This window comes from Ardenticatenales bacterium (assembly GCA_020634515.1).
Classification (GTDB): domain Bacteria; phylum Chloroflexota; class Anaerolineae; order Promineifilales; family Promineifilaceae; genus JAGVTM01.
This window is the reverse complement of the sequence record JACKBL010000005.1, coordinates 183,992-209,730: the sequence shown is the minus strand read 5'-3', so window position 1 is coordinate 209,730 and position 25,739 is coordinate 183,992. Positions and strand designations below refer to the sequence as shown.

The 25,739-nt window shown below is 59.8% G+C and carries 20 protein-coding genes; 5 read left to right on the top strand and 15 right to left on the bottom strand.

Annotated features, from left to right (window positions below):
• The first annotated feature begins 4 nt into the window (after window positions 1-4).
• Window positions 5-2,560, top strand: a complete 2,556-nt coding sequence (gene mutS / locus H6650_14940; GenBank protein ID MCB8953300.1) for a DNA mismatch repair protein MutS — start codon at window positions 5-7, stop codon at window positions 2,558-2,560.
• Window positions 2,561-2,589: 29 nt separating this feature from the next.
• Complete coding sequence (locus H6650_14935; protein ID MCB8953299.1) at window positions 2,590-3,828, top strand: DUF2029 domain-containing protein; 1,239 nt, start codon at window positions 2,590-2,592, stop codon at window positions 3,826-3,828.
• Here H6650_14935 and H6650_14930 read toward each other — a convergent pair.
• Entirely contained in the window at window positions 3,823-4,014 is a 192-nt protein-coding gene (locus tag H6650_14930) for a hypothetical protein (GenBank protein ID MCB8953298.1), read from the bottom strand. The genes H6650_14935 and H6650_14930 overlap by 6 nt on opposite strands.
• Entirely contained in the window at window positions 4,001-4,240 is a 240-nt protein-coding gene (locus tag H6650_14925) for a macro domain-containing protein (GenBank protein MCB8953297.1), read from the bottom strand. The genes H6650_14930 and H6650_14925 overlap by 14 nt, the downstream gene beginning before the upstream one ends.
• Window positions 4,241-5,077: 837 nt before the next feature.
• On the opposite strand from H6650_14925, the gene H6650_14920 reads away from it, so the two are divergent.
• Window positions 5,078-5,629: a 2'-5' RNA ligase family protein gene (locus H6650_14920; GenBank protein MCB8953296.1), complete on the top strand. Its 552-nt coding sequence runs from the start codon at window positions 5,078-5,080 to the stop codon at window positions 5,627-5,629.
• A 302-nt stretch (window positions 5,630-5,931) separates the two neighbouring features.
• Here H6650_14920 and H6650_14915 read toward each other — a convergent pair whose 3' ends face one another.
• The 8 genes from H6650_14915 to acnA form a co-directional block, all read right to left on the bottom strand.
• On the bottom strand, window positions 5,932-7,476 hold the full coding sequence (locus tag H6650_14915; GenBank protein ID MCB8953295.1) for a hydroxymethylglutaryl-CoA reductase: 1,545 nt from the start codon (window positions 7,474-7,476) through the stop codon (window positions 5,932-5,934).
• A gap of 316 nt (window positions 7,477-7,792) precedes the next feature.
• Complete coding sequence (locus H6650_14910) at window positions 7,793-8,425, bottom strand: hypothetical protein (GenBank protein MCB8953294.1); 633 nt, start codon at window positions 8,423-8,425, stop codon at window positions 7,793-7,795.
• Between the two features lie 106 nt (window positions 8,426-8,531).
• A complete protein-coding gene (locus H6650_14905) occupies window positions 8,532-10,136 on the bottom strand; it encodes a choline dehydrogenase (GenBank protein ID MCB8953293.1) in 1,605 nt (534 codons plus the stop codon).
• Window positions 10,137-10,297: 161 nt separating this feature from the next.
• Complete coding sequence (locus H6650_14900; GenBank protein ID MCB8953292.1) at window positions 10,298-11,755, bottom strand: DEAD/DEAH box helicase; 1,458 nt, start codon at window positions 11,753-11,755, stop codon at window positions 10,298-10,300.
• A 92-nt stretch (window positions 11,756-11,847) separates the two neighbouring features.
• Window positions 11,848-12,273 carry an aminoacyl-tRNA hydrolase gene (gene arfB, locus H6650_14895; protein ID MCB8953291.1) on the bottom strand — a complete coding sequence of 142 codons (426 nt, stop codon included), beginning with the start codon at window positions 12,271-12,273 and terminating at the stop codon, window positions 11,848-11,850.
• 14 nt (window positions 12,274-12,287) lie between these two features.
• Entirely contained in the window at window positions 12,288-13,922 is a 1,635-nt protein-coding gene (locus H6650_14890) for a DEAD/DEAH box helicase (protein MCB8953290.1), read from the bottom strand.
• Between the two features lie 444 nt (window positions 13,923-14,366).
• On the bottom strand, window positions 14,367-16,061 hold the full coding sequence (locus tag H6650_14885) for a DUF2207 domain-containing protein (protein ID MCB8953289.1): 1,695 nt from the start codon (window positions 16,059-16,061) through the stop codon (window positions 14,367-14,369).
• 238 nt (window positions 16,062-16,299) lie between these two features.
• Window positions 16,300-18,999, bottom strand: coding sequence for an aconitate hydratase AcnA (gene acnA / locus H6650_14880; GenBank protein MCB8953288.1), 2,700 nt, complete (start codon window positions 18,997-18,999; stop codon window positions 16,300-16,302).
• Window positions 19,000-19,293: 294 nt separating this feature from the next.
• On the opposite strand from acnA, the gene H6650_14875 reads away from it, so the two are divergent.
• Window positions 19,294-19,626, top strand: a complete 333-nt coding sequence (locus tag H6650_14875; protein MCB8953287.1) for a two pore domain potassium channel family protein — start codon at window positions 19,294-19,296, stop codon at window positions 19,624-19,626.
• 23 nt (window positions 19,627-19,649) lie between these two features.
• Window positions 19,650-21,284, top strand: a complete 1,635-nt coding sequence (locus H6650_14870) for a wax ester/triacylglycerol synthase family O-acyltransferase (GenBank protein MCB8953286.1) — start codon at window positions 19,650-19,652, stop codon at window positions 21,282-21,284.
• Window positions 21,285-21,315: 31 nt separating this feature from the next.
• Here the strand turns inward: H6650_14870 and H6650_14865 are convergent, their stop codons facing one another.
• From H6650_14865 to hppD, 5 genes are all read right to left on the bottom strand, one after another.
• On the bottom strand, window positions 21,316-21,654 hold the full coding sequence (locus tag H6650_14865) for a nucleotide pyrophosphohydrolase (protein MCB8953285.1): 339 nt from the start codon (window positions 21,652-21,654) through the stop codon (window positions 21,316-21,318).
• A gap of 130 nt (window positions 21,655-21,784) precedes the next feature.
• Window positions 21,785-22,465, bottom strand: coding sequence for a hypothetical protein (locus H6650_14860; protein MCB8953284.1), 681 nt, complete (start codon window positions 22,463-22,465; stop codon window positions 21,785-21,787).
• A gap of 224 nt (window positions 22,466-22,689) precedes the next feature.
• Window positions 22,690-23,313: a flavin reductase family protein gene (locus H6650_14855; protein ID MCB8953283.1), complete on the bottom strand. Its 624-nt coding sequence runs from the start codon at window positions 23,311-23,313 to the stop codon at window positions 22,690-22,692.
• Window positions 23,314-23,378: 65 nt separating this feature from the next.
• Window positions 23,379-24,557, bottom strand: coding sequence for a homogentisate 1,2-dioxygenase (locus H6650_14850; protein MCB8953282.1), 1,179 nt, complete (start codon window positions 24,555-24,557; stop codon window positions 23,379-23,381).
• A gap of 60 nt (window positions 24,558-24,617) precedes the next feature.
• Window positions 24,618-25,733 (bottom strand): 4-hydroxyphenylpyruvate dioxygenase, encoded by a 1,116-nt coding sequence (hppD, locus tag H6650_14845; protein MCB8953281.1) that lies wholly within the window; start codon window positions 25,731-25,733, stop codon window positions 24,618-24,620.
• Window positions 25,734-25,739 lie beyond the last annotated feature (6 nt).

Genomic DNA, 25,739 nt, shown 5'->3' with positions numbered 1-25,739 from the left:
CCCTATGTCTACAGTCACCCCATCGCGCCAACAATACCTGGATGTCAAACGGCAGCACACCGACGCCATCGTATTCTTCCGCCTGGGCGATTTCTACGAAACATTCGATGAAGACGCCAAAACCACAGCCCGGGAACTAGACCTCGTCCTCACCAGCCGCCCGGTGGGCAAAAACCAGCGTGTGCCCATGGCCGGCGTCCCCCATCACGCCGCCGAAGGGTACATCGCCCGCCTCATCGCCAAAGGATACAAAGTCGCCCTTTGCGAACAAATCGGCAGCGACACCGTCAACGGCCTCATGCCCCGCGAAGTCGTGCGCGTCTTCACCGCGGGAACCGTGATTGAGCCGGGCATGTTGGACGCCCGCCGCCCCAACTACCTGGCCGCCGTCATCTTTGATGGCGACCGCGCCGGCCTGGCCTACGCGGACATCAGCACCGGCGAATTCGCCACCACGCAGACGCCAGACCGCCGCCGGCTGCAAGAAGAACTGGCCCGCCTCTCCCCCGTTGAACTGCTGCTGCCGGACAACGAATTTAGCCTGCCGGACGCCGCCCCGGCCATCAGCCGTATGCCCCACTGGCGCTTCGAGGAAGGCAACGCGCGCCAGACCCTGCTGCGCCATTTCAACGTGCGCACATTGGATGGCTTTGGCTGCGAGGGCAAATCGCTGGCCGTGCGCGCCGCCGGCGCCATTCTCCACTATTTGCAGGAAACGCAGCGGGGCGCAATCAACCAGATTCAACGATTGGCGACCTACAGCCTGGATGGTTACATGGCGTTGGACAGCGCCACCCGGCGCAACCTGGAGCTGACGGAATCATTGGCCGGCGAAAAGAAAACCGCGCTCCTGGGCGTGTTGGACCAGACTGTGACGGCCATGGGAGCGCGGCTGCTGCGCGAACGTCTCACGCGCCCGCTGCTGGACGTGGTCGCCCTGAATACGCGCCTGGACCAGGTGGAGAGCCTGTTTCAGGATGGGCTGCTGCGGGCGGAAACGCGCCTGGCCTTGAAGCGCATTCCGGATCTGGAGCGGCTCACGAACCGCGTCGTCGGTGGGCGGGCCACGCCGCGCGACCTGGAGAACATCGGCGTGGCGCTGGACGCCATCCCCGATCTGCGCGAACGGCTGGCGAATGCGCCCGCGTTGTTGCCGTTGGTGGAAGCGCTGGACCCCTGCGCGGAGACGGTGGACCTGATTGATCAGGCTATTGCCGCCGAAGCGCCCACGAATCTGAACAAGCCGGGCGTGATCCGGCCCGGCTTCGCGGCGGAACTGGACAGCGTGATGCGCTCCTCGGCGCACGCGCGCGAGTGGGTGGCGGAACTGGAGCCGCGGGAGCGGGAGCGCACGGGCATTACCTCGTTGAAGGTGGGTTTCAATAAGGTTTTTGGCTACTACATCGAAGTGACAAAAGCGAATACGCGGCTTGTGCCGGATGATTACATCCGCAAGCAGACGTTGACGAACGCGGAACGGTACATTACGCCGGAGTTGAAGGAGTATGAAACGCTCATCCTGAATGCGGAGGAGCGGATTCTGGATATTGAGCGGCGCGTGTTTATGGAGGTGTGCCAGGAGGTGGGGCGGGCGGCGCGGCGGCTGCTGACGACGGCGCGGGCGGTGGCGCGTATTGACGTGGCGGCGGCGCTGGCGGAGGTGGCGGCAAATCAAGATTATGCGCGACCGGAGTTGGTGGCGGATGGGGCGTTGAGAATCGTGGGCGGGCGGCATCCGGTGATTGAGCAACAGCCGATGTTGACGCGCTTTGTGCCTAATGACACCTTTTTTGATGAGCGGGAGCGGGTGCAGATCATCACGGGGCCGAATATGTCGGGCAAGAGTACGTATTTGCGCCAGGTGGCTTTGGTTGTTCTGTTGGCGCAGATCGGGTCGTTTGTGCCGGCATCTTCCGCGCACATTGGCCTCACCGACCGCATCTTCACCCGCATTGGCGCCCACGACGAACTGCACGCGGGCCGCTCCACCTTCATGGTGGAAATGGTGGAAACCGCGCAAATCCTCAACCACGCCACCCATCGCTCCCTCCTCATTTTGGACGAGATCGGGCGGGGAACCAGCACCTACGATGGCCTGAGCATCGCCTGGGCCATCGTCGAATACCTGCACAACCACCCCCGCCTCAAGCCACGCACCCTTTTTGCCACCCATTACCACGAACTCACCGGCCTCTCCGACATCCTGCCGACGGTTGCCAATTACAACGTGGCCGTCGCCGAAGAGGGGGACGACGTGGTTTTTCTGCATCATATCGTTCCCGGCAGCGCCGACCGCAGCTATGGGATTCATGTGGCGCAATTGGCGGGGCTGCCCCGGGATGTGATCAACCGGGCGAATGAGATTCTGAGAGAACTGGAGGCACACGCGCCAAATGCCGGCATTGATCCCAGCCACCTCCGCCCCGCCCAACAAATCGCCCTTTTCCCCGAAGCCAGCCCCATGCTGCAAGAACTGACGCAACTGGACATCACCACGATGACGCCGCTGGAGGCGATTAACAAGTTGTATGAGTGGAAGAGAAAGTATGCAAATAGTTAACAGTCAACGGAAAACTGTTAATCGTTCCCATGTTTCTACGACGTTCACTCCAAATCACCCTCATCGGTCTGGCCCTGTTGGCCGTCCTCTCCGGCGTCCGCATCTTCACGCGCATAGCGGACGCGCAGGGGGGCGTTGATTTCCATTCGTACTGGTTCTTCGGCCATTTCGTGCGCCAGGGGGAGAATCCGTACAGCGCGTTTGCCCGTTACGCGGAGCCAGAGTTGCCCATCACCTATCTGGATGGTTCCGTAACCACGACGCCGCCCGTGGCGCGGGCGGGTCTGGCGCGCACGCCGGCAAATACGGCCCCGCTGCTGCTGTTGCTGTCGCTGTTCTCCTGGTTTTCCTGGTCGGTGGCGCAGGGGATTTGGCTGGCGATCAATGTGGGGCTGATGTTGTGGACGCCGTGGCTGGCGCTGCGGCTGCTGCCGGCATTTCCCTCCCGGCTGCTCAGTTGGTGGGTGGCGCTGGCGTTTTACGGTTTTGCCGGCACGCGCGTGGCCGTCTGGTCCGGGCAAACCACCCTCATCGTCTTCGTCCTCATGCTGCTGGCGCACAAGAACGTGGCGCGTCATCCCTGGCTGGCCGGCCTCAGCCTGGGATTCGCCCTCTCCAAATACGCCCTGACCCTCCCCCTCGTCCTCCTCTGGCTTTACCGCCGCCGCTGGCTCCCCCTGCTGCTGGCCCTGCTCACGCAAGTAGCCGGGCTGCTCATCGTCGCCAGTCTGGACCACGGCGGCCTCTGGCAGACGCTGCGCATCTATTGGCAGTTATTCCTGCGCCACACCAACCAGCCGGGCATTCACCTGGGTGGTCTGTGGCCGGAATCCGTTGTGTGGCAGATTATTGCCGGCATAATGATCATCCTGGTCGTCCTGGCGGCATTCTGGCGCTGGCGGCAGCGGTCCACGCCCATCACCCCGTACACGGAACTATTGCTGCTCACACTATTCTCCCTGGGAACCGTGCTGGCGACCTATCACCGCATCTACGACATCGTGCCCGTCGTTCTGTTCCTGGCGGCGGCGGCCTATGCCCTGGCGCACTTGCCGGACAAACAACGGCAAATGACGCTGGCGCTAACCACGGCGGGTGTTGTGGGGCTTCTCTGCTTGCCGGGGGAGGTGATGGAGCGGATTCTGCCGGCACCGCTGGCGGCAACGTACCTGGCGGCGGCGGATGGGTTGGTGACGTTGGGGCTGTTGCTGGCGTTGGGGGGGACGATCTGGCTACGCCAGGCGCATCCGTCAATTTCAAACTTATAAGCGGATCCGCTCTGAACTATCGTCGGCGGTCTTATCCGGCGCAACTTGCCATAACGTATCGTGCAATCGCTGCCAGGCGCTGCGGATGTGAAACGGCTGATACCGGTCTTTTTTTCGCGTATTCCAGTCATGCACGGCAGATACCGCAATCTCCACATCTTGCGCCGCCTCTTCATTTGCCTGCATTAATAATGTATCGCGGGGGCAATATGCTCCCGGTTTCCGTGATAAACATGTGACCCGGTCGTACTTCTCCCGCCTGACACGCGCGCGCATAGGCGGCAAAATTGTCGGGATAAGCTTGTTTGAATTGCAGTGCAATCCCTTTTCCCATGACGCCGACGCAATTGACCGTGTTGACCAGCGCCTCTACCCTGGCTTCCAGCAGGTTGCCGCTCGTATACTCAATCATCATCGCACTTGCTACCCTTTACAGTCATTCAAACACTGTCACCAGATGTGGGGAACCTTTCTACCCTGACTGCCTTCTTTCACCGCCCATTGTAGCCGTCCAAAAACAACTTCACGTTTTCATCAGATGGCTACTGACAAGCTGTCCGCACAAATTCGCTAACTTACTGGAGTTTGGCGAATTCCACATAGGGTGATCGGAGTCGAGGCTTTAGCCGGGTCAACCCCATTGGTGATCGGAGTCGAGGCTTTAGCCGGGTCAACCCCATTGGTGATCGGAGTCGAGGCTTTAGCCGGGTCAACCTTGGTGATCGGAGTCGAGGCTTTAGCCGGGTCAACCCCCATTGGTGATCGGAGTCGAGGCTTTAGCCGGGTCAACCCCCATTGGTGATCGGAGTCGAGGCTTTAGCCGGGTCAACCCCCATTGGTGATCGGAGTCGAGGCTTTAGCCGGGTCAACCCCCATTGGTGATCGGAGTCGAGGCTTTAGCCATTGGTGATCGGAGTCGAGGCTTTAGCCGGGTCAACCCCCATTGGTGATCGGAGTCGAGGCTTTAGCCGGGTCAACCCCCATATGCGGACCGGCTGAAGCCTCCACGCCAAAAACGCCAGAGTCCAGTAACTTAATTAAAGTACCATGCGCGAGGCGCATCACAAATGGATGAAAACAATCAAGATTGCGCGGATGTTTGTTTTATCCACGTATTTTCACAGGGGACGTTAGGAACCCACCCTCCCACATGTTTTCGAAGGTGATTTCTTCGCCGGAAATGCCGGCACTCACTAAAATACCACACCATCAAAATCAACATAATCCCCCGAAGCCCGACAGGAGAATCATGGAAGGTCTCGTCTCACTTCTGGATAAACAACACGAAGCCCGCGTCCGCGCCATCTGGCGGGTACTCAAAGAGCAGTTTGGCGTCACCGCCTTGCTGCAACTGGTCCCCATCCCGCATATCTCCTATTACGTCGCCGAACACATTGACGTCAACCAAATGCAAGCCCCCCTGCACGTGATCGCGCAACAAGCCTCCCCCTTTGCCGCGCGCGCTACGGGGCTGGGCCTGTTCACACACCCGCATCTGGTGCTGTACATTCCCGTGGTACGATCCGTCGCGCTCATGGCGCTGCATGGGGTGCTGCGCCCCAGCTTCGCCGCCGCCGCCATCAACCCTGTCCGCTACTACGAAGCCGACCGCTGGCTACCCCACATTACGTTGGCGCAAGGGGACCTGGACCATGAAAAGCTGGCTCCGGCGCTACGCTGGTTCCTACAGAAGCCAATCGATTGGGAGATTACGGTGGATAACGTGGCTCTCATGGGCGGTGAGCCAGGAGACATGCAACAGGTTCACCGCTTTCCTTTTCAACCCCCTATCAGTACGTGAGGAACGCCATTCCCTTGAGGAACGGCGTTCCTGGCATGAACTGCAATGAGAAGTGCCCGGTTCTGGCAGCTTGTCGGAAAAAGAAACTCGATTCTGGCGAAATACACATAGGGTGATTGGAGTCGAGGCTTTAGCCGGGTCAACTTGGGCCGGCTGAAGCCTCCACTCCAAAAACGCCAGGGTCCAGAAAGAAAGAGGGGACGCAGATCTTGCGGATTTTGCCACCGAAAGAGCCTGAATCCGCGTTTTCCCGTGCTAATCCGCGTCCTACAGAATAGCGGACGGACTTCTCGGCCAGCCTGTTAGCGATTGCGCCCGTATTGCTCGTGGCTGGAAACCCAGTCCGACGAGGAAATAGCCGCCGCCAGGGAAAGCTCGCCCGCCAGCACCGCGCCGGCAACGATCTCCGCCAGCTTGTTTACCTTCCCCTTGCCATAGCAACCCAGTAGTTCCAGGCATTCCCGCTGCGTCGCCAGGCTCGTGCCGCCGCCGTAGGTTGCGACAATCAGCGAGGGAATAGTGATGGAAATGTACAGGTCGCGCTCAGGGGTCAGTTCGGTATAAAGCACGCCCGCGGACGATTCGGACACATTGGCGACATCCTGCCCCGTGGCGATGAACATGGCGGTGATGGCGTTGGCCGAGTGCAGGCCGTTGTTGTTGGCCCCGGAGAGAATGGCCCCGATGTTGGCGACGCCATAATGGTAGGCCAGCCCTTCCGGCTCCACACGCATGTTCTGAATGAGAACGTCCCGCTTGACCACGGCTTCGGCGGTGACGCGCTTGCCGCGCGTGCGCATGATGTTGATCTGCGAGGCTTTCTTATCCGTGGCGAAGTTGGATTCCAGGTAGAAGTGCTTTACGCCAGGATAATTGTCCAGCACCCAACTACAGGCGGCGAAGGTGGCCCGCCCCACCATGTTTTGCCCGGCGGCATCGCCCGTGTAGTAGTTGAAGCGCAAATAAACGAACTTGTTCGCCAGGTAGGTGTCAATGTATTGGAGTTTGGCGACGCTAGACGTGGATTCCGCTTCGCGGCGGATGGTCTGGAGGTTTTCCTGGACCCACCGGGCGAACTCGCGTCCCTGGCGGGCATCTTCAAAGACAAAAACGGGCGCGCGCTGCATGGCGTCGCCGACGACGGTGCATCTGACGCCGCCGCTGAGGTTGAGGAGCTTGATGCCGCGATTGTAGGAGGCGACGAGTGTGCCTTCCGTAGTGGCCAGAGGAATGAGAAACTCCCCTTTAGCGTTTTCGCCGTCAATGTGCAGTGGTCCGGCGAATCCCAACGGAACCTGAGCCACGCCCGTGAGGTTTTCGATGTTGCCTTTGGTGGCTTGCGGGTCGAAGGTGAACTGCGCGACATGATTCAATCGGGCGCCGGTGAATTGCTGTACGAATTCCTGCCGCTTTTTGATGATGTCGGCGCCGTAGTCATCGGCGCGGTCGCGCGGAATGCGCAGCAGGTGTTCGTCATCGGCGGAGATGGCGTCCTCGACTTCCAGTTTGAGTTTGCCGAAGGGCGTGGTTTTGAAGCGTATCTCCAGTTTGTGTTTGCCGTTGGGCAGGTGATCGACGTTCGCCAGGATGTCCAGGGTTTCGCGCAAGGGGAAGCTGACGGGATTGCGGGCGGAGACGTCGGCGGGGTTGATGGTTTGATCGTGGTTGAGTCTGATGGCGATTGCCGGCATTGGCACTTCCACCCCATCAATCAAAACCTGGCCCACCTCGGTCAAATAAGCGTCGCTGAGACGGTTCTTAATCGAAAATTGCACGCCGCCTTCAACATTCTTGAGGCTGCCAAACGTGTAAAGCTGTTTCAGCAAGAGACTGGGAATCAAAGCCATGTGACATACTCCTGGGGTAGTGGATAGTGGTTAGGACTGACGATGAAATAAAGTACGGAATGGCATCGTCAGTTTGCAGGAACGGTAAGGAAACAACTTCGCTGTCTTATTTGATTTCCGTTCCTTAGTTGACAGTTGAGCGCTGGTCGTCGATAGTTAATTCGGCACAAACCCATCCCCTATTAACCATGCAACCATTCACCCATTGTGACTATACAGGTCATCTGCCCAGATTGGACCAATTTGCTCTGGTTGAATCTTATTGATGTCTACAAAATTGGTCCAATCTCTCGGAGACGTGAATAGTTACCACCCATTAATCATTATCTTCCTCTTCTTGCCCTAGCAGGCGGCGTTTGACCTGCTGCGCCTGGTTTTGCAGCGAATAGTTCACAAGGAACCACATCCCTTTCCAGGTGTCGATGTCCAGCAAGTCTTTGGGCGTCGCCCCCTCAAACATTTGCTGCAAATCGGCAAACGTAGCCGCGCCGGGCAGGCGCATGAGTTGCTGCCGCACCGATTCGCGCAAGGGTTCCGTCTGGTTTTGCACGGAGTAGTTGAGCAGGAACCACATTCCCTTCCACGTATCCAGGTCCAACAGGTCGCGGGGAGATGCGCCTTCGAAGCTCTGTTGCAGTTCGCGCACGATTTGCAGCCGCGCTTCGGGGGTAAAGCGGTGTAGATTTTCTTTGAGCAAGGCGAGCATGCCCTGAGGGGTGAAGGGGGGCGGGGTGTACCCTTCAACCAGGGCCTGCACTTCTGCCGCGACCTGGTTCAGTTCCTGCACCAGTTGACGGAAGGCTTCCTGTTCAGGGGTAGCGGGTTTGGGGTCGGCTGCCGCATCCAGGGTCTGGTGGATGTGGCAATAGCTGGAATGGGGACGGGCGTTGTTTTTGCATTGCGTGCCGGCACGAGTAATACCCTGGCACTGCTGTGATTCATCACTCATAGTCTCTCCTTCATACCTTGTAGGGCAAGTTTCTAACTCACCCTTGTCAAAAATGGGACGCAGATAAAACGACAATCCGCGCAACCCTGATGATTTTTATCCATCGCTACGCGGGTTGAGTATGGGTCTGGGCAAAAGCGGGAATGACGGCCCCGCGAATCAGGTCGGCGGCTTTTTCGGCAATCATGATGGTGGGGGCGTTGGTGTTGCCGTTGATGATCGTGGGCATAATGCCGGCATCCGCCACGCGCAAACGACGCACCCCACACACCCGAAGTTGGTCATCAACCACCGCCAGCGGATCATTCCCCATCTTGCACGTCCCCACAGGATGGTAAAGCGTTTGCATGGCGGTACGCACAAAAGCCCGCAGCCGTGCATCATCTTGCACCGCCGCGCCCGGCGTGATCTCCGCGCCGCGAAAAGGTGCAAACGGCGCGGTCCGCACGACGCGGCGCGCCAGCTTGATGCCATCTAGCAAAGTCCGCCAGTCCGCGTCGGTAGCGCAGTAGTTCGGCTGCAGCAGCGGCGCTTGCAGCGGATCGGCGCTACGCAAAGCCAGGTAGCCGCGACTTTGCGGACGCACCAGCGTCACGCCAATGGTGAAGCCGTGGCCGGCGGGGACAACAAAGCCATTGTCGATGAAATAAACGGGCGCGAAGTGAAACTGCAAATCAGGCCGCTCCTCACCGGCGCGGGTGGGGATAAAGGCACCCGCTTCGGCAACGTTGGAGGTGAGCTGCCCCTTACGCAGGAGAAAATAACGGGCCAGGTTGCCCGCGCTCTCCGCCGTGGAGAGGGACACGGGCTGCGTGCAGGCATAGGTAACGGCCAGGGCGGGGTGGTCCTGCAAGTTTTGCCCCACGCCGGGGAGATCGACCCGCACGGGAATGCCCAGGGCGCGCAGTTGGTCGGCGGGACCGATGCCGGAAAGTAGGAGAAGTTGGGGCGAGTTGATGGCGCCGCCGCAGAGGATGACTTCGGCGCTGGCGCGGGCTTCCTGTTTGCTGCCCTGATGCAGATATTCGACACCAACGGCGGCGTCTCCCTCGAAAAGGATGCGGGTCGCGTGGGCCTGGGTGAGGATGGTGAGGTTGGGGCGGTGGCGGATGGGCTGGAGGTAGGCGTCGGCGGCACTGTGGCGCGCGCCCCGTTTTTGCGTGACCTGGTAGTAGCCGACGCCTTCCTGGTGCGCGCCGTTGAAGTCGTTGTTGGCGGGGAGGCCGGATTCAATGCCGGCATAAACAAACGCCTGCGACAACGGATTCGGATCGCGCAAATCGGCCACATTCAATGGGCCGCCTGTTCCATGATACGCCGACGCTCCCCGCTCCTGATGCTGCGCCCGCTTGAAATAAGGCAGCACCTCCGCATAGCGCCACCCCCGATTCCCCGCCGCCGCCCAATCGTCGTAATCCTGCCGATGCCCGCGAATGTAAATCATCGCGTTCATGGAACTGCTGCCGCCCAACATCTTGCCCCGCGGCCAATACAGTTGCCGCCGATCCAGATGCGGTTGCGGCTCCGTCACATAATTCCAATCCAATTCCGTCTTGAATAACTTGGAAAAGGCCACCGGCACGCGCACTTCCGTCCTCTTGTCGGACTGCCCCGCCTCCAGCAGCAGCACCGTCCGCTCCTGATTGGCGGAAAGACGATTCGCCAGCACGCAGCCAGCCGAACCAGCCCCAACGATGATGTAGTCGTACATGCTTTTTACTCGTGATGGCGCAACAAACAGTCACGCGCTCAGGCAAACGTCAACAACTCTGGCGGCTACAATGATACCATTGTCTGACTGAGAGGCGAGTAGGGGCTAAGGGCGAGTGGCGGAGGCGGGTGCGACGCGTGGCCATCTGCGTCGCACCGGGGTTAGCGGCGTCTGTTGCTTCTGCTGCGCTTCGGACGCGGCGGCGGCCGATTTTCTTCGGCGGCCGGGGGCGTGGCCGCGGTGTGTACGGCGCTGTGGTAATAATCGTCCAGGAGCATCGCCATTAACTGCTGCATTTGCTCGTCTTGGGCTAATGCCGGCATCAACGGCACAAAACGCTGCATTCGTTCAGTCTGCAACTTATCCCGTTCCCGCAGCCGCGCTTCCAACAAAGCCGTCGCGCGCTGCGCCACGATCTGCTGCACATCCTCGTCCGTGGGCAAGGGGCGCTCCTGCAAATCAATCTGGTACGTCTTCGCAATTTGCCGCAGCTTCAGCTTCTCCACCACATCCACCAGCGTGATCGCCTCCCCACTGGCCCCGGCGCGCCCCGTGCGCCCCGCACGGTGGATATAACTCTCCGGGTCCTCCGGCGGCTCATACTGGATAACGTGAGACAAATCAGGGATGTCGATACCGCGCGCAGCCACATCCGTGGCCACCAGGAAGCGTAGCGTTCCCTGGCGCACGCGCTGCATCACCTGCTCTCGCTCGTGCTGGCTCAAGTCGGCGCTCAATTCGCCCGCATTGTAGCCAAATCGTTGCAATACAACGGCCACATAATGCACTTTCGCTTTAGTATTGCAAAAAATGATGGCCGATGTGGGATTTTCCGCCTCGATCAGGCGCACCAGGGAGCGATCCTTGTCCATCCCCGGCACGGTGTAAAAAACGTGTTCCGTTTCCGCGACATGGACCTGGTCCTGGCTGAGGCTGAGCATGAGCGGGTCGCGCAGGAACTCCTTAGACAGCCGGACGACGAATGGGGGAAACGTGGCGGAAAACATGTGGCTTTCCACGCGGTGGGCCGGCATGTGCCGCCTGATCTGCTTCATGTCCGGGTAAAAGCCCATGGACAACATGCGGTCCGCCTCGTCGAAAATGAGGAGGCGCAGCGACTCCAGAGAGAGGGAGCCGCGCAGCAGATGGTCCAACACGCGCCCCGCCGTGCCCACGACGAGGTGCGCGCCGGCGCGCAGGGCGTCAAGTTGCGGACCATAACGCACGCCGCCATAGACGGCGGCAATGCGGATACCACGGTCGGCCAGGAGCGTTTGCGCGTCGCGCGTGACTTGCAAAGCCAGTTCGCGGGTGGGCACGAGGATGAGTACCTGGCAGGCGTTCTGCAAGGGATTGATTTTTTCCAGCAGGGGCAGCACGAACGCGCCCGTTTTCCCGCTACCCGTGCGCGACTGCACCATGAGGTCTTGCCCGGCCATGATGTAGGGAATAGCGCGGGATTGTACGGGCATCAGTTCTTGCCAGCCCGCGTGGTGGATGGCGGCCAGCCAATGGCCAGGCAGGTCGCCGATTTTCACTTCTGGCAGAGAGAGGGCCGCTTGTTCAGCAGCGGCCAATGGCTCTACCGTTTCTGAGGTCGTTGTCATTAAATTCTCCATGCGGACAGCAGATGTTCAGAGCTTCCTGGAAGCTCGTTTTCCGGTAAGAAAGCCTTTCGTGATAGCTTCCGGGAAGGGGGGGTGAATAGTCGCTATTCTCGCTCGTAGGCCGCGCGCCGCCGCTCTTGCTTGATCTGGCCGCGGCGGCGCTTGGCGCGGAGGCGGCGTTCACGGGCGGCGGCGGTGGGCTTGGTTTTGCGTCGCTCTTTGGGTGGACGGCTGGCGGCGCGGATGAGGGCGATCAGGCGTTGGATGGCGTCGGCGCGGTTTTGCTCCTGGGTACGAAAGCGGCGGGCTTCGATGATCAGGATGCCGTCGTTGGTGAGGCGGCTGCCGGCATTTTCCAGGAGACGCGCGCGCACGGATGCCGGCAGCGATGGCGAATTCACCACATCAAAACGAAGCTGCACCGCCGTCGCCACCTTATTCACATTTTGCCCACCAGGCCCGGAAGCACGCACAAAATCCAGTTGGATTTCTCCGTCTTCCAGGCTGATGGTTTCCGTCACAACTATCATGAGAACTCCAGAAATCAGGCGCGCTCAATTGTCACGGATTGCTTATGCACGCGATAGCTGCCCGCCTTATCCAAAATCTGCGCCACGAACTCCTGGGGCACATCCACCAACGTATGCTGCTCCTTGATGGAGATTTTGCCAATAGCGCGTCCCGGAATATTGGCATGATACGCGATCATCCCTACCACATCGTTGGGACGCAGGCCATGCGCTTTGCCCCGGCCCAACGTGAGGCGCACCATGCCCGCTTCGTGCGAAACGCGCCCTTCCTGGCGAACCTTCGCGCCACGGCGTGGCCCGCTTTCGCGGCGATTGGTGACCTGGGTCAGATGCACCTCGCTGACCGGCGGGATGGGGCGCTGCTTTTCTTCCGCGCGCGCCACTTTCAAGGCGGCGGCGGCGATTTCTAGCGGATCGTACCCCTCGGCGCTCAATTCGGTGACGATTTCTCGCTCACGACGACAGCGGTCGCGCTGCAACCAAACACGCATCTGCCGCAGCAGTTGGGACTCACGATGTGCCTGAATTTCGGCCACGGTAGGCAGGGTAGTGAGGGTCATCTTTTGGCGTGTGTAGGATTCGATACGCTGCAGGCGGCGGCGTTCGTTTGGGGTGACGAGGGAGATGGCTGTGCCGGTTTTGCCGGCACGCCCCGTGCGCCCAATCCGGTGTACAAACAGCTCCGGGTCCAGCGGTAAATCATAATTGAACACATGAGAAACATCGTCGATGTCCAACCCACGCGCCGCCACGTCCGTAGCAACCAACACCGTCAACTGGTCCTGGCGGAAACGGTTCAGCACCTGCTCCCGCGCATCCTGGCTCAAGTCCCCGTTCAACGCTTCCGCGGAAAAGCCCCGGGAGACCAGCTCGTTTGCCAGCGTACCCGTGCCGGCACGTGTGCGCACAAAAACAATAGCCCGCGTGATCGTTTCCATTTCAAACAGGCGTGAGAGGGCGGCCAGCTTGTCATCCTCATTCACCAGGTAATAGCGCTGCTCTATGGCGGCCACGGTGCGCTGCTGTCGCTCAATGGTCACAGAGTGGGGATTTCGCATGTAACGATCGGCGAGGCGGCGGATTTCTGCCGGCATTGTCGCCGAAAACAGCGCCGTTTGCCGTAAGTCGGGCGTCTCATTCAGGATCGTCTCAATATCCTCAATGAAACCCATACTCAACATCTCATCCGCTTCGTCCAGCACCACCGTGCGCACCTGGCGCAAGTCCACCTCGTGTTGACGCATCAGGTCCAGCAACCGTCCCGGCGTACTCACCACCACATCCACGCCGCTACGCAAACGGCGCACCTGCCGACCATATGGCTGACCACCATACACGGCCAGCACGCGCACATTTCGTCCACGGCCATAGGCAAACATAGCATTGGCCACCTGCATCGCCAGTTCCCGCGTGGGAGCCAGCACCAGGCTTTGCACTTGCCCTAACCCGGCCGTTAGATTATGCAGAATCGGGAGCGCGAAGGCGGCGGTCTTGCCCGTGCCCGTCTGTGCCTGACCGATTACGTCCTGGCCGGCCAGCATGATGGGAATGACACCCGCCTGGATAGGGGTAGGGGATTCGTAGCCACGATCGGCTACCGCCTGCACCAGTTCCGGGTGCAGGCCAAAAGATGAAAATTCAGTTGTCACGGAAATACTCCTACGAATGGTGATGAATCAGCGGTCTGATCTGACCCTCGCGGGTCAGACCCCTCAAGTCTGCCAACAGGCGACCCATCCCAAAAGTAAGAGCCTCTCTGTTGCAAAAAAGTGCCCGACCAGAAATGGTCGGGCAACCACCTGACTTATTCAAAGCAAAATTGCGGGGTAGCTGCTAACCCGCTTGTGGGTTGAGCTTGTCGAAGCCCATATTGCCTGCGACAGGCTCAGGCAACGGACTAAAAGCTCAGGCAACGGGTAAGTAGTACATTGTGGGCCTAAATCCAGGCCACTAACATAGTATAGCACGCTTGCAACGGCTAAGCCAGATTGGACCAATTCTCTCTGGTGAAAATGGCCATGGCGCGCGTGAAATCGGTCCAATCTCCAAAAAGCGTGAGTAGTTACGCACGCTTTACCATACAGGTAAACCGGTCAACCCGCGCCGCTGGCCCCGCCGCCAGCGGCCCCTGCCGCTGCCGCGCCCCCCGCCGCGCCCGCGGCACTGCCGCCAGAAGCGGAACTGGCAGCAGCCATGGCAACGAAGGCGGCCATGCCATCATTCGGCACGGTGGTGAGGGCGTGGAACCAGGGGGGTAGTTTGGTCCACCCTTTTTTCTGGAAGTAGCGCGCCCAACTGGCGAGGATGCCAAAACTGGCGGCATAGGGTAAATAGTGATCGAAGATGTCGCCGCGAGTGGGGCCGGCCTTGTCGCGAACGACGCGCTTGAGGTAGTCGCCGAAGCCGCGCCACTGGGCGGCCAGCGCCAGACCCTGTCGGCTAAGCGGATAGATTGTGCCGACAATGATCAGCGCCACGAAACCCACGATGACGACGCTGCCGGCAAAAAGCAAAGGCCACAGACCGTAGTTGTCATAAAGCAGCAGAATGGCGGGGACGACCAGAACCAGACCAACCAGGATGAGGATAAATCCCGTCGCCAGCCAGCGCCGCCGCGCCTGCTGCCGCGACGCCTCCAGAAAGCCGGCGGCCTCCACCTCCCCATAAAGCGTGTCGCTGAATACCTCCCAACGCCGTGAGGAAACGCGCTGGCTCAAGTCAGACAACATCACGCTACGCTGTAGCCCTTTTCTGTCCATGAAGATCAGGGCCAACAACTGCTGCTCGTGCGGCAGCAGGTCGGTGGGTTCTTGTACCAGATTGATCACGAAATCGCGCGAACGGTACCATTTCCGTTGTGATTCCTCTTCGATTGTCAGCACGCCGCGCCGCGCCAGTTGGAAGATGGCGGCCAGGGCCGCATCCCAGGTCGGTTTCGCGCCCAAGTTGACGATGACGTTGACCAGGGCGGGTGGCAACGGCGAAGGGGGTTCGTAGAGCAGAGCGTCGGCGCGCGGCGTGGGTTGGCGATGATTGGCGCTGAGGGTGACGATGGCGGCAATGCCCACGAAAAGGAGGGTCAGGGATGCGGCGATCCAGTAGGGGGCGGTGGCTTGCCGTGCGGCTCGCTGCCCCTGCCAGGCGGGTGGGTTGCTGACCAGGCTGCCGCCGGGGAAGCGCAGGTCAATGACCAGGGGGGTGTTGGGGGCCAGGTTCTGTTGTGTGAAGGTGACGAGGCCGGGGGTGGCGTTGATGCCGGCATTTCCCATCATCAACCCTGGCTGTCCAATCAACGCGGCGCGCGACGGATAGTGGACGTGCACCGTGCTGGAGCCAATGCCATACTCATAACTATCCGGCAGCGGCTGCCAGATCACCGCGTCCTGCTCCCCCTCTTGCCGCACCAAACCCAGCATGGTGTACGTGAGGACAAACGTGCGGCTGGTATCACTCGTTGGCTCAAAATGCCACGTCACCCGTACCGGATTCCGCCCGCTGATTTCCACCTGACCTGGCTGGTCCCCCAGCGGCAACGGTCGCCCGTCCAGCGTGGCGGCCAGCCCCGTAATGCCATCCGTGTGGTCCGTGGGGAGTTCGCGGAAGACATAGGTGAAAGGATCGCCGTGGAAGTTAAACACGACCGTTTCCGTCACCAGCAGCGAGCCGTCCGACTGGACAACCGCGTCCACATCAAAACGGCTGGCGTCATACCATTTAGATGACTGCGCCGCGCCCAACGTGAAAAACACGCCTATGACAGTGACGACCAGCAGCCATTTGCGAGACATGAGGACCTCCTTTGGGAATAGTGGTCAGTGATTGGTGGTCAGTGGTTGGTGGTTGGTCGTGCCAGCCCATTCGCTTTCTCTTGGATGCTGATTGGGCAAGGCACACCCACAATTTCTATACGCTACCACCGGGGGCGGGTTGCGTTGGCGGCAGCAAAAAGGCCCGATGTTGTCATCGGGCCTCTTTTGGGGCTTGCGAAAAACCCGGTTTTTTCAAAAAACCGGGTTTTTAGGTCGTTTACTTCAGCATATTGCGCAGGACCGTGTGCAAAATGCCGCCGTTGCGGTAGTAGTCCACTTCCACGGGCGTATCAATGCGGCAGGTCGTCTGGAAAGTCACCACGGAGCCGTCCGCCTTTTCCGCGCGTACGGTCACGTCTTGCAGCGGTTGCAGGTCATCATTGAGATCGACGGTGGCGAAAACTTCCGAGCCATCCAACCCCAACGACTGCGGCGATTCTCCGGGCTTGAACTGCAAGGGCAGCACGCCCATGCCCACCAGATTACTGCGGTGGATGCGCTCATAGCTCTGGGCGATGACCATACGCGCGCCCAGGAGGAGCGTCCCTTTGGCGGCCCAGTCGCGGGAGCTGCCCATACCATAATCATTCCCCGCCAGCACCGCCAGCGGTGTCCCATCCGCCTGATACTTGACGGCGGCTTCGTAGATGCTCATTTGCTCGCCGGTGGGCAGGTAGGTGGTCCAGCCGCCTTCCGTGCCGGGAGCCATCTGGTTACGCAGGCGGATGTTGGCGAATGTGCCGCGCGTCATCACACGGTCATTGCCCCGGCGGGAGCCGTAGGAGTTGAACATGGCCGGTTCCACCTGATGATTTAGCAGGTATTCGCCGGCGGGACTGGTGCGGGAGATGGCTCCGGCGGGAGAGATGTGGTCCGTCGTCACGGAATCGCCCACCTTGACCAGCACACGCGCGCCCTCGATGTTGGCTATCGGGCGCGGATCAGGGCTGAGGCCGATGAAAAACGGTGGTTCCTGGATGTAGGTCGAGTTTGGGTCCCAGTTGTAGATGTCCCCGCCCGCCGTGGGGATGGTGTTCCAGGTTGCGTTGCCAGTGTAGATGTTGCCATACTCTTTGTTAAACATTTCGGCGGTGAGTGAGTGCGCCAGCGCCTCTTGAATTTCGGCGTTGCTGGGCCAGATGTCGCGCAGGTAGACGGGCGCGCCATCTTTGCCCACGCCGATGGGATCGTTGGTCAAATCAATGTCCACCGTGCCGGCAAGTGCGTAGGCGACCACCAGCGGCGGAGAGGCCAGATAGTTGGCGCGCACCTGGGCATGGATGCGGCCCGCGAAGTTACGGTTGCCGCTGAGAACGGCGGCAGCCACGATGTCGCCATCGCGCACGGCGGCGGAAACTTCCTCCGGCAGCGGGCCGGAGTTGCCGATGCAGGTGGTGCAGCCGTAGCCGACGATGTTGAACCCCAGGTCTTCCAGGTAGGGGATGAGGCCGGCCGCTTGCAGGTAGTCGTTGACGACTTTGGAGCCGGGCGCGAGGCTGGTTTTCACGTATGGTTTGACTTCCAGCCCTTTTTCCACGGCTTTGCGCGCCAAAATGCCGGCACCCAACATCACGCTGGGGTTAGACGTATTCGTGCAGCTTGTGATCGCGGCAATGACCACGGCCCCATGCCCGATTTTCGTCACATGCCCGTTGCGTACCACGCCGGTGCGGTCCATGTCCGCCTCGCCCAGCGCGTACCCACGCTCCTTCACAGGCGCGCGCAGCGCCTGCTGAAACGTCTGCTGCATATCCGCGAGGCGGATGCGGTCCTGCGGGCGCACGGGACCGGCCAGGCTGGGTTCAACCGTGCCCATGTCCAGGGTCAGCGTGTCGGTGTATTCCGCTTCGGGCGCGTCCCCTGTGTAGAAAAGCCCCTGCGCTTTGGTGTAGGCGGCCACGCGAGCGATCAACTCCTCCGAACGTCCGGTGCGGCGGAGATAGTTGAGTGCCTCTTCGTCCACGGGAAAGAAGCCCATGGTCGCGCCATATTCGGGGGCCATGTTGGCGATGGTGGCGCGGTCCGGCAGGCTCATGTTGCGGATGCCGGGACCATAAAACTCCACGAATTTGCCGACAACGCCTTTCTGGCGCAGCATTTGCGTCACCACCAGCACCAGGTCGGTGGCCGTGGCGCCTTCGGGCAGGCGGCCCGTGAGTTTGAAGCCGATCACCTCAGGCGTGAGCATGTAGATGGGCTGGCCCAGCATGGCGGCTTCCGCTTCGATGCCGCCCACGCCCCAACCGAGGACGCCGAGGCCGTTGACCATGGTCGTGTGCGAGTCGGTCCCGACGAGACTGTCGGGGTACAGCACCTCTTCGTCACCATCCGGGCTGGACATGACGACTTGCGCCAGGTATTCCAGGTTGACTTGATGCACGATGCCGCTGGCGGGGGGTACGACTTCGAAGTTGGCGAAGGCGTTTTGGCCCCATTTGAGGAATTCGTACCGCTCCCGGTTGCGCTCAAACTCTTTTTCGGCGTTGATGAAGAGGGCGGCGGCAGAGCCGAAGGTGTCCACTTGTACGGAGTGGTCAATGACCAGGTCTACGGGAACCTGGGGATTGATTTTCGCGGGATCGCCGCCCATGCGGGACATGGCGGAGCGGAGCGCGGCCAGGTCTACGACGGCGGGGACGCCGGTGAAGTCTTGCAGGATGACGCGGCCGGGTTTGAAGGGGATTTCATGCTGACCAACGGCTTTGGGGTTCCATTGGGCCAGTTGGCGCACATGGTCGGGGGTGACGATGTAGTCGTCGCAGTGGCGCAGGAGGGCTTCGAGCAGGACTTTGATGGCGTAGGGAAGGCGGTCAATGTGGCCGATGCCTTCTTCGCTCAATTTTGACAGGCGATAGTACACCTGGTTGTCGCTGCCGGGGAAGGGGGTGCGGGCATGAAAAATGTCAGTGTAGCTCATGGTATACCTCTGTTTGATTAATTTTCACGCGGTGGTGCGTGGTTGGTTTCGTTGTAACGAATGCCGGCATTCGCATTATAGCGCATTTTCAAAAGGTGTGTCAGGCGCGGCGGCTGAAGGGGACACGCTTTGCTAAAAATTGGGTACAATGGAGCGGTATTTTGTGACGCTGCCGGCATTTTGCCCCTCATCCACCACACGGTCAAAAACATGGACATCTCCCTCATCGGCTTTCTCGTCATGGTCATCGTCCTCTTTATCGTCGTAGGACGGTTTACCCGCGTCATCCAGCAGATGGCGCGGAACCCGGAACTACGCATCTTGCTGGTAGTTGTCCTGGCGACGCTGGCCTCGGGGATGTTTTTCTACCGCCGTTTTGAAGGGTGGTCACTGCTGGATTCGTTGTACTTCAGCGTGATTACGCTGACGACGGTGGGGTATGGAGATTTTGCGCCGCAGACAAATGCCGGCAAAATCTTCACCATCTTCTACATCATCGTCGGCCTCGGCATCCTCGCCGCCTTTATCACCACCGTCGCCAACATCGCCATCGAACAAGACAAAGCCCGCGCCGCCCGCCGCAACCAATCCGCCGACAAGACACAAGACCCGCCAACCACCGACTGACAATCGCCAACTCGGAGAATCTCATGCCCCAAACCATCCCCTTTTCCAACGTGGACGCCGCCTGGCTGCAAATGGAAGACCCCACCAACCTGATGATGATCACCGGCATCCTCCTGCTGGATCGCCCCGTGGACTTCGCCCGCCTGCGCCAGACCCTCGAATACCGCCTCCTCCCCCTCAGCCGCTTTCAGATGCGCGTCGCCAAAAGCCGCATCCCCTTTCAGTTACCCAAATGGGAGCGCGATCCCCACTTTAGCCTGGACTACCACCTCCAGCGCATTGCCCTACCCGCGCCCGGCAACCAGGCCACCTTGCAAGAGCTAATCGGTAACTTCATGAGCACCGGCCTCGACTTCTCCCGCCCCCTCTGGCAATTCCACCTGGTAGAAAACGTGGGCAATGGCTGCGCCCTCCTCGGTCGCATTCACCACACGATTGGCGATGGCACGGCCCTGGTAGCCGTCATGCTCTCCATGATGGACTTCCACCCAGACATGCCCTTGAAGCCCCCGCCGGACAAAGCGAAAGAGGAAAAACCGTGGAATCCCCTGGCCACCTTGTTGAATCCCACCCTGTCGGCCTGGAAAAACTCACAAAAAATGGTCAATTCTGTGTGGAGCGAAAGCGTGGAAGCGATGCTCAACCCCGATCACGCTCTGGAACTAACCGGCAAAGCAGTCAAAGGGGCGGCCACCCTGGGCAGACTGCTGCTCATGCCCCCCGATCCGCCCACGATGTTCAAAGGGGACCTGGGCGTGCAAAAACGCGCCGCCTGGTCCGCCACCGTTCCTCTCCGGGATGTAAAGGCCATTGGCAAAGTCATGGACGCCAAAGTCAACGACGTCCTGCTTACGGCCATGACGGGCGGACTACGCCGCTACATGATTCGGCGCGGCGACCCTGTCGACAGCGTTACTTTCCGCGCCGCCGTCCCCGTCAATTTGCGCCCAATGGAGCGGGCGCTGGAATTGGGAAATGAGTTTGCCCTGGTCTTCCTCCCCCTACCCGTGGGCATTGAAGACCCGCACGACCGCCTGCTGACGCTAAAAAAGCGCATGGACGCGATCAAGGATTCACCGGAAGCGGTGATCACGTTTGGCATTCTCAACCTGTTGGGCATGTCGCCGCAGCAAATTGCGGACCAGATTGTGGCTTTATTTGGGTCCAAAGCCACCGCCGTGATGACCAATGTGCCCGGTCCGCGTATGACGCTCTATCTGGCGGGAGCCGCCGTGGACAACATGATGTTCTGGGTTCCGCAATCGGGGCGGTTGGGATTGGGGGTGAGCATCATGAGCTACGATGGCAAGGTAACGTTGGGCGTCGCCACGGATGCGGGGTTGATCCCCGACCCGGACGCCATTATCACCGGTTTTCATGAGGAATTCGCGGCGCTGATGGAGATGGTGCAGCAGGCAGAAGCGGCCCCGGCGGCCCCGGTCGATGACAATCTGGCGCAAACGATGGCGGCTCTAAGCGAATTGGAGGAGCGGCTGGCTCAGCAGGAAGCAGCCGTACGGATGGAGATAGCGCCCATTACGCGCTGTCAGGGCATGACCAAAGCCGGGCAGCCCTGCCGCAATCGCCCCCTGACCGGTTCCGACTACTGCCGCCTGCACCAACCAAAGAATGCGGCGATAACAGACGGCGAAGCATAACAGGAATGGCGTTCCGTAGCCGAAGCCCTTCCTACGGCTGCAATTTGGGATTGTTCCGATGGCGGTCGTGGTCGCGCCGGGTTTTCTTTTCCAGGTTGCGCGCGAAGGCGGTGGTCAGGTCCACCCCGGTCTGATTCGCCAGGCAAATAAGGACGAAGAGGATGTCGGCCATTTCGTCCCCCAGGTCGCGGTTTTTGTCTGACTCCTTGAAGCTCTGTTCGCCAAAGGTGCGGGCAAAGAGGCGGGCCAGTTCGCCCACTTCTTCCATGAGGATAGCCAGATTGGTCATTTCCGCATAATAGCGGACGCCGATGGAGCGAATCCAGTCGTCGGTGATTTCCTGGCATTCACGCAGGGTCAGGTCAGGCATGGGCATGGTTCCGATAAGGGCGATTTACAAAGGACGAATCACGAAGGACGAAGGATGGGAGGGGCGATTCCGACCACTATTCACTATCCACTGACCACTATTTTCGTGAGAAACGCGCGCTACACAATGGTCAGCTCTCTTGCCAGCGTTTGTTTCGGATCATATCCGCGAAGAAGCCAATTTCCTCTTCGTCTTCTTCCAGCAAATCGTTGACCGTTTCCGCGGTCAGGCGCAGCATATCATCGTCGTAGGGTTGCAGCCCCATTTTTTGCATTTCCTGCCGCAACTGCCCGACGTTGATGGCAAGGGTGCGTACATTTCTGCGCTTCCGTTTGAGAACCTGAATGGCGATTTCTCCCAGGCGGATTGCCAGTTCCTGGAGCTGCTGATCATTCATCAGGCCGCGCGCCTGGGGGGCAAGGCTGGCATTATCATAAATCTCGTTTGACAGGACGTAGTGGAAAACTTTCTCGCGCGTGCGGTTTTCCATTCTTTTCCAGAAGCGGGTGGTAGGGATAGTGTACTCTTCCTCGTCGTCTTCCTCCCAATCCTCGTAGTCGGGCAGGTCCACGAAGGAGTTGGTATGCGGCCCGCCGAAAAAACGGACGACACTGAAGATAACGGCGAATGTAGCCAGCATGGTGAGCAAGGATGCCTCGAAGAGGGTGAGGGGCAAAAAGCGGCTCCAAATCCAGCCCCAGCCAAGCGACCAGCCAAATAAGATCGCCATGGCAAGGATGCCGGCAATGAGAACGACAAAGAAGCTGGCTATGGGGCCGGGAAGGTTGTTGGGATTTGAGGGCGTTTTCATAAACGATCCTTGTAGAGGGTTGTATCGCGGTAGGGGCAAATGCCGGCACGGATTATACCAACAAAACATGTAAAGCAGGTAACGACGCAGTCTATGCGCACATGTGCCCACAAACCTTCCCGGAAGCTCAATGTCCGGCCAAAAATGTTGCAAAATGCAACGCCCCTTACATTCTAACAGCTTCCGGGAAGATGAGGGTGCGTCGTAAACAAAGCAGAAAATCGTCAGGGTCTGGCGGGGGGGGATGGGGGACGGCGCAGATCGAAGGTGTCCGTGGTGCGTGTGTAGCTGTTGCCGGCAAGCCGACCAATCGGACGCAGCCGTTCCCGCGAAATGTAGCCATTCACGTAGAGGTCATCGCGGACGTGGATGCACTGCACCGTGCCGAAAATGGCCGCCCCGCCCCCCGGCTGATCGCTAACAACGACAATCCGTTGCAGTGTACACTCAAAGGAAACGGGCGCTTCGGCCACGCGCGGCACGGGGATGGTTTCACTGGCGGCAGGCGTGACGCCCGCCCAGGCGAATTCCGATTCGCCCGGCGGCAAAATCGCCGCCGATAGATTCATAGCCGCGGCGGTTTCCTCGTTCGTCAGGTTGATCACAAATGCCGGCACTTCCTCGATATTGCGCCAGGTATCCTTCTTGCGCCCGTCGGGATGCAAGCCAGGGCAAAACATCAGCGTCATCGGGTCCGGGCAGACCGCCGTAAAATAGGAAAAGGGAGCCAGATTAAGCCGCCCTGACGCATCCATGCTGCTCACCCAGGCAATAGGGCGGGGCAAAATCGTGCCAATCAGGAGTTTGTAGCGGTCGTGGCTGACGAGGTGGGCAGGATTGAGGATCACGTTCTGGGGAAAGAAGGCGCGACACGCGTTGGATGCGCGTCGCGCCAGGGAAGGGAAGGATATTCTCAGGCAGCAGCCTGGTGCATATACGGTAGCCAACTATAAACGTATTGCTCGTCTTCATAGCCACGCGCGTAGGTGGTCATGCGCAGGGGGTGAAACGTGTCAATCATGACGGCCAGCTCTTCCGTGCGTTCCTTGCCAATGGAGCCTTCATACGTGCCCGGATGCGGCCCGTGCGGAATGCCGTTGGGATGGACCGTGAAGGAGGCACGGTCAATACCCTTGCGGGACATGAAGTTGCCTTCGACGTAGTAGAGTACCTCGTCGGAATCGACGTTGGAGTGGTTGTAGGGGGCCGGAATGGCCTCCGGGTGGTAATCAAAGAGGCGGGGCACGAAGGAGCAGATGACGAAATTGGGACCGTCGAACGTCTGGTGGACGGGTGGTGGCTGGTGGACGCGCCCCGTGATCGGTTCGAAATCCTCAATGTTAAAGGCGAAGGGCCACAGATGTCCATCCCACCCGACCACGTCCAGCGGGTGGTGATCGTAAATGTAGCGGGTGATGCGGTCGCGCGCCTTCACATGCACGGCGAATTCGCCTCGCTCGTCGTAGGTGACGAGTTCATCCGGGGGGCGAATGTCCCGCTCGCAAAAGGGGGCGTGTTCCAGGAATTGGCCGTAGTTGTTGATGTATCGTTTCGGTGGTTCGATGTGGCCGAAAGCCTCGGCGACGAGGAATCGCTGCGCCACGTCTTCATCAGGAAGGATGCGCCATGTCACGCCCGTGGGCATGACCAGGTAGTCACCCGGACGGTAGCGCAGGCGGCCAAACTGACTTTCCAGTACGCCTGTGCCGTCGTGGACGAAAATCATCGTGTCACCATGGGCGAAGCGATACCAGTAGTCCATGGGTTCGGTGGGCCGGGCAATGGAGACAACCACATCGTTGTTGCCCATGAGGGGAACTTGCCCGGTGATGGCGTCGCCGCCGGGGGGGATGGGGGCGGTGCGGAAGTGGCGGTGGCGCAGGGGGCCGCCATCTTCGTAGGGGATCTCGATCTTGGTTTCCAATTCAACCTGGCGCACGGCGGTGGGGGGGTAGATGTGGTAGAGGATGGATTGAATGCCGGCAAATCCGTGAATCCCCATCACCTCCTCATGATACAAAGCGCCGTTCGGCTGCCGAAACTGCGTGTGTCGCTTATGCGTCACCTGGCCCAATTTGTAATAGTAAGTCATCTCATGTCTCCGTTCGCGGTTGCGACGCACTTTGGCGGCGCGTTACCCTATTATCCGTTCTTACAGATTGCCCCGCAGCGCCTGTTCCCGCTCCAGCGATTCAAACAGCGCCTTGAAATTGCCCTTGCCAAAGCCCCGCGAACCATGTCGCTCAATAATCTCGAAAAACAGCGTGGGGCGGTCCTGCACCGGCTTGCTGAAGATTTGCAGCAGATACCCCTCTTCATCCCGATCCACCAGGATACCCAGGTCCGCCAACTCATCCACCGGCTCGTCAATTTTGCCAACACGCGCTTCCAGGTCCGCATAATACGTCGTGGGCACGCGCAAAAACTCAACGCCATTGTCGCGCAACTGCTTCACCGTCGCTAAAATGTCGCCTGTGGAGCAGGCAATATGCTGCACGCCGGGACCATAATAGTAGTCGAGGTATTCCTGAATTTGCGATTTCTTTTTTCCTTCCGCCGGTTCGTTAATGGGAAACTTTACCTTACCCGTGCCGTCCTGCATCACTTTGGACATCAGGGCGGAGTATTCCGTGGAAATGTCCTGGTCGTCGAAGTGGATAAGCTGGCTAAAACCCATCGTCATGGCGAAAAATTCCACCCAGCGGTTCATGGCCCCCAGTTCCACATTGCCCACCATGTGGTCAATAACCGCCAGCCCCAACCCCTTGTGCCGCTGGCGTGGCGTGGTTCCGTTGCCGAAACCGTTGCGCGCCACGTAGCCGGGCGCAAAGGGGCCGTTGTATGCCGACCGGTCCACGAACTTGATCAAGGTGTCGCCATAGGTGCGGATGGCGGCGTAGGAAAAGATGCCGTGTTCATCCTCGACGCGGGTAGGGGGAATGGCTCCCGTCGCGCCCCGCTTCGTGGTCTCGCGGTAGGCGCTGGCGGCGTCGGGAACCTCTATGGCGATGACGGCGACGCCATCCCCATGCAGGTGGCAGTGGCGAGCAATGGGGCTGTCCGGGCTAAATGAGGTGGTCAGCACCAGGCGGATTTTGCCCTGCTCCATGACATAGGAGGCGTTGTCGCGGTTGCCTGTTTCCAGGCCGCTATAGGCGGTGTTGGCGAAACCAAAGCCGGTGCGGTAATAATGCGCCGATTGCTTGGCATTGCCGACGTAAAGCTCAACGTGGTCGATACTTTTTATAGGCAGGAAGTCTTCGGACATGGGGTT

What these genes read in the sequence shown, in the direction of transcription:
- H6650_14860 (MCB8953284.1), bottom strand. Translation starts at nt 22,465, where the DNA reads ATGAAAACGCCCTCAAATCCCAACAACCTTCCCGGCCCCATAGCCAGC.
- H6650_14935 (MCB8953299.1), top strand. Translation starts at nt 2,590, where the DNA reads ATGTTTCTACGACGTTCACTCCAAATCACCCTCATCGGTCTGGCCCTG.
- H6650_14900 (MCB8953292.1), bottom strand. Translation starts at nt 11,755, where the DNA reads ATGGAGAATTTAATGACAACGACCTCAGAAACGGTAGAGCCATTGGCC.
- acnA (MCB8953288.1), bottom strand. Translation starts at nt 18,999, where the DNA reads ATGAGCTACACTGACATTTTTCATGCCCGCACCCCCTTCCCCGGCAGC.
- H6650_14915 (MCB8953295.1), bottom strand. Translation starts at nt 7,476, where the DNA reads ATGGCTTTGATTCCCAGTCTCTTGCTGAAACAGCTTTACACGTTTGGC.
- hppD (MCB8953281.1), bottom strand. Translation starts at nt 25,733, where the DNA reads ATGTCCGAAGACTTCCTGCCTATAAAAAGTATCGACCACGTTGAGCTT.
- mutS (MCB8953300.1), top strand. Translation starts at nt 5, where the DNA reads ATGTCTACAGTCACCCCATCGCGCCAACAATACCTGGATGTCAAACGG.
- H6650_14920 (MCB8953296.1), top strand. Translation starts at nt 5,078, where the DNA reads ATGGAAGGTCTCGTCTCACTTCTGGATAAACAACACGAAGCCCGCGTC.
- arfB (MCB8953291.1), bottom strand. Translation starts at nt 12,273, where the DNA reads ATGATAGTTGTGACGGAAACCATCAGCCTGGAAGACGGAGAAATCCAA.
- H6650_14870 (MCB8953286.1), top strand. Translation starts at nt 19,650, where the DNA reads ATGCCCCAAACCATCCCCTTTTCCAACGTGGACGCCGCCTGGCTGCAA.
- H6650_14910 (MCB8953294.1), bottom strand. Translation starts at nt 8,425, where the DNA reads ATGAGTGATGAATCACAGCAGTGCCAGGGTATTACTCGTGCCGGCACG.
- H6650_14930 (MCB8953298.1), bottom strand. Translation starts at nt 4,014, where the DNA reads ATGCAGGCAAATGAAGAGGCGGCGCAAGATGTGGAGATTGCGGTATCT.
- H6650_14925 (MCB8953297.1), bottom strand. Translation starts at nt 4,240, where the DNA reads ATGATTGAGTATACGAGCGGCAACCTGCTGGAAGCCAGGGTAGAGGCG.
- H6650_14885 (MCB8953289.1), bottom strand. Translation starts at nt 16,061, where the DNA reads ATGTCTCGCAAATGGCTGCTGGTCGTCACTGTCATAGGCGTGTTTTTC.
- H6650_14850 (MCB8953282.1), bottom strand. Translation starts at nt 24,557, where the DNA reads ATGACTTACTATTACAAATTGGGCCAGGTGACGCATAAGCGACACACG.
- H6650_14905 (MCB8953293.1), bottom strand. Translation starts at nt 10,136, where the DNA reads ATGTACGACTACATCATCGTTGGGGCTGGTTCGGCTGGCTGCGTGCTG.
- H6650_14865 (MCB8953285.1), bottom strand. Translation starts at nt 21,654, where the DNA reads ATGCCTGACCTGACCCTGCGTGAATGCCAGGAAATCACCGACGACTGG.
- H6650_14875 (MCB8953287.1), top strand. Translation starts at nt 19,294, where the DNA reads ATGGCGCGGAACCCGGAACTACGCATCTTGCTGGTAGTTGTCCTGGCG.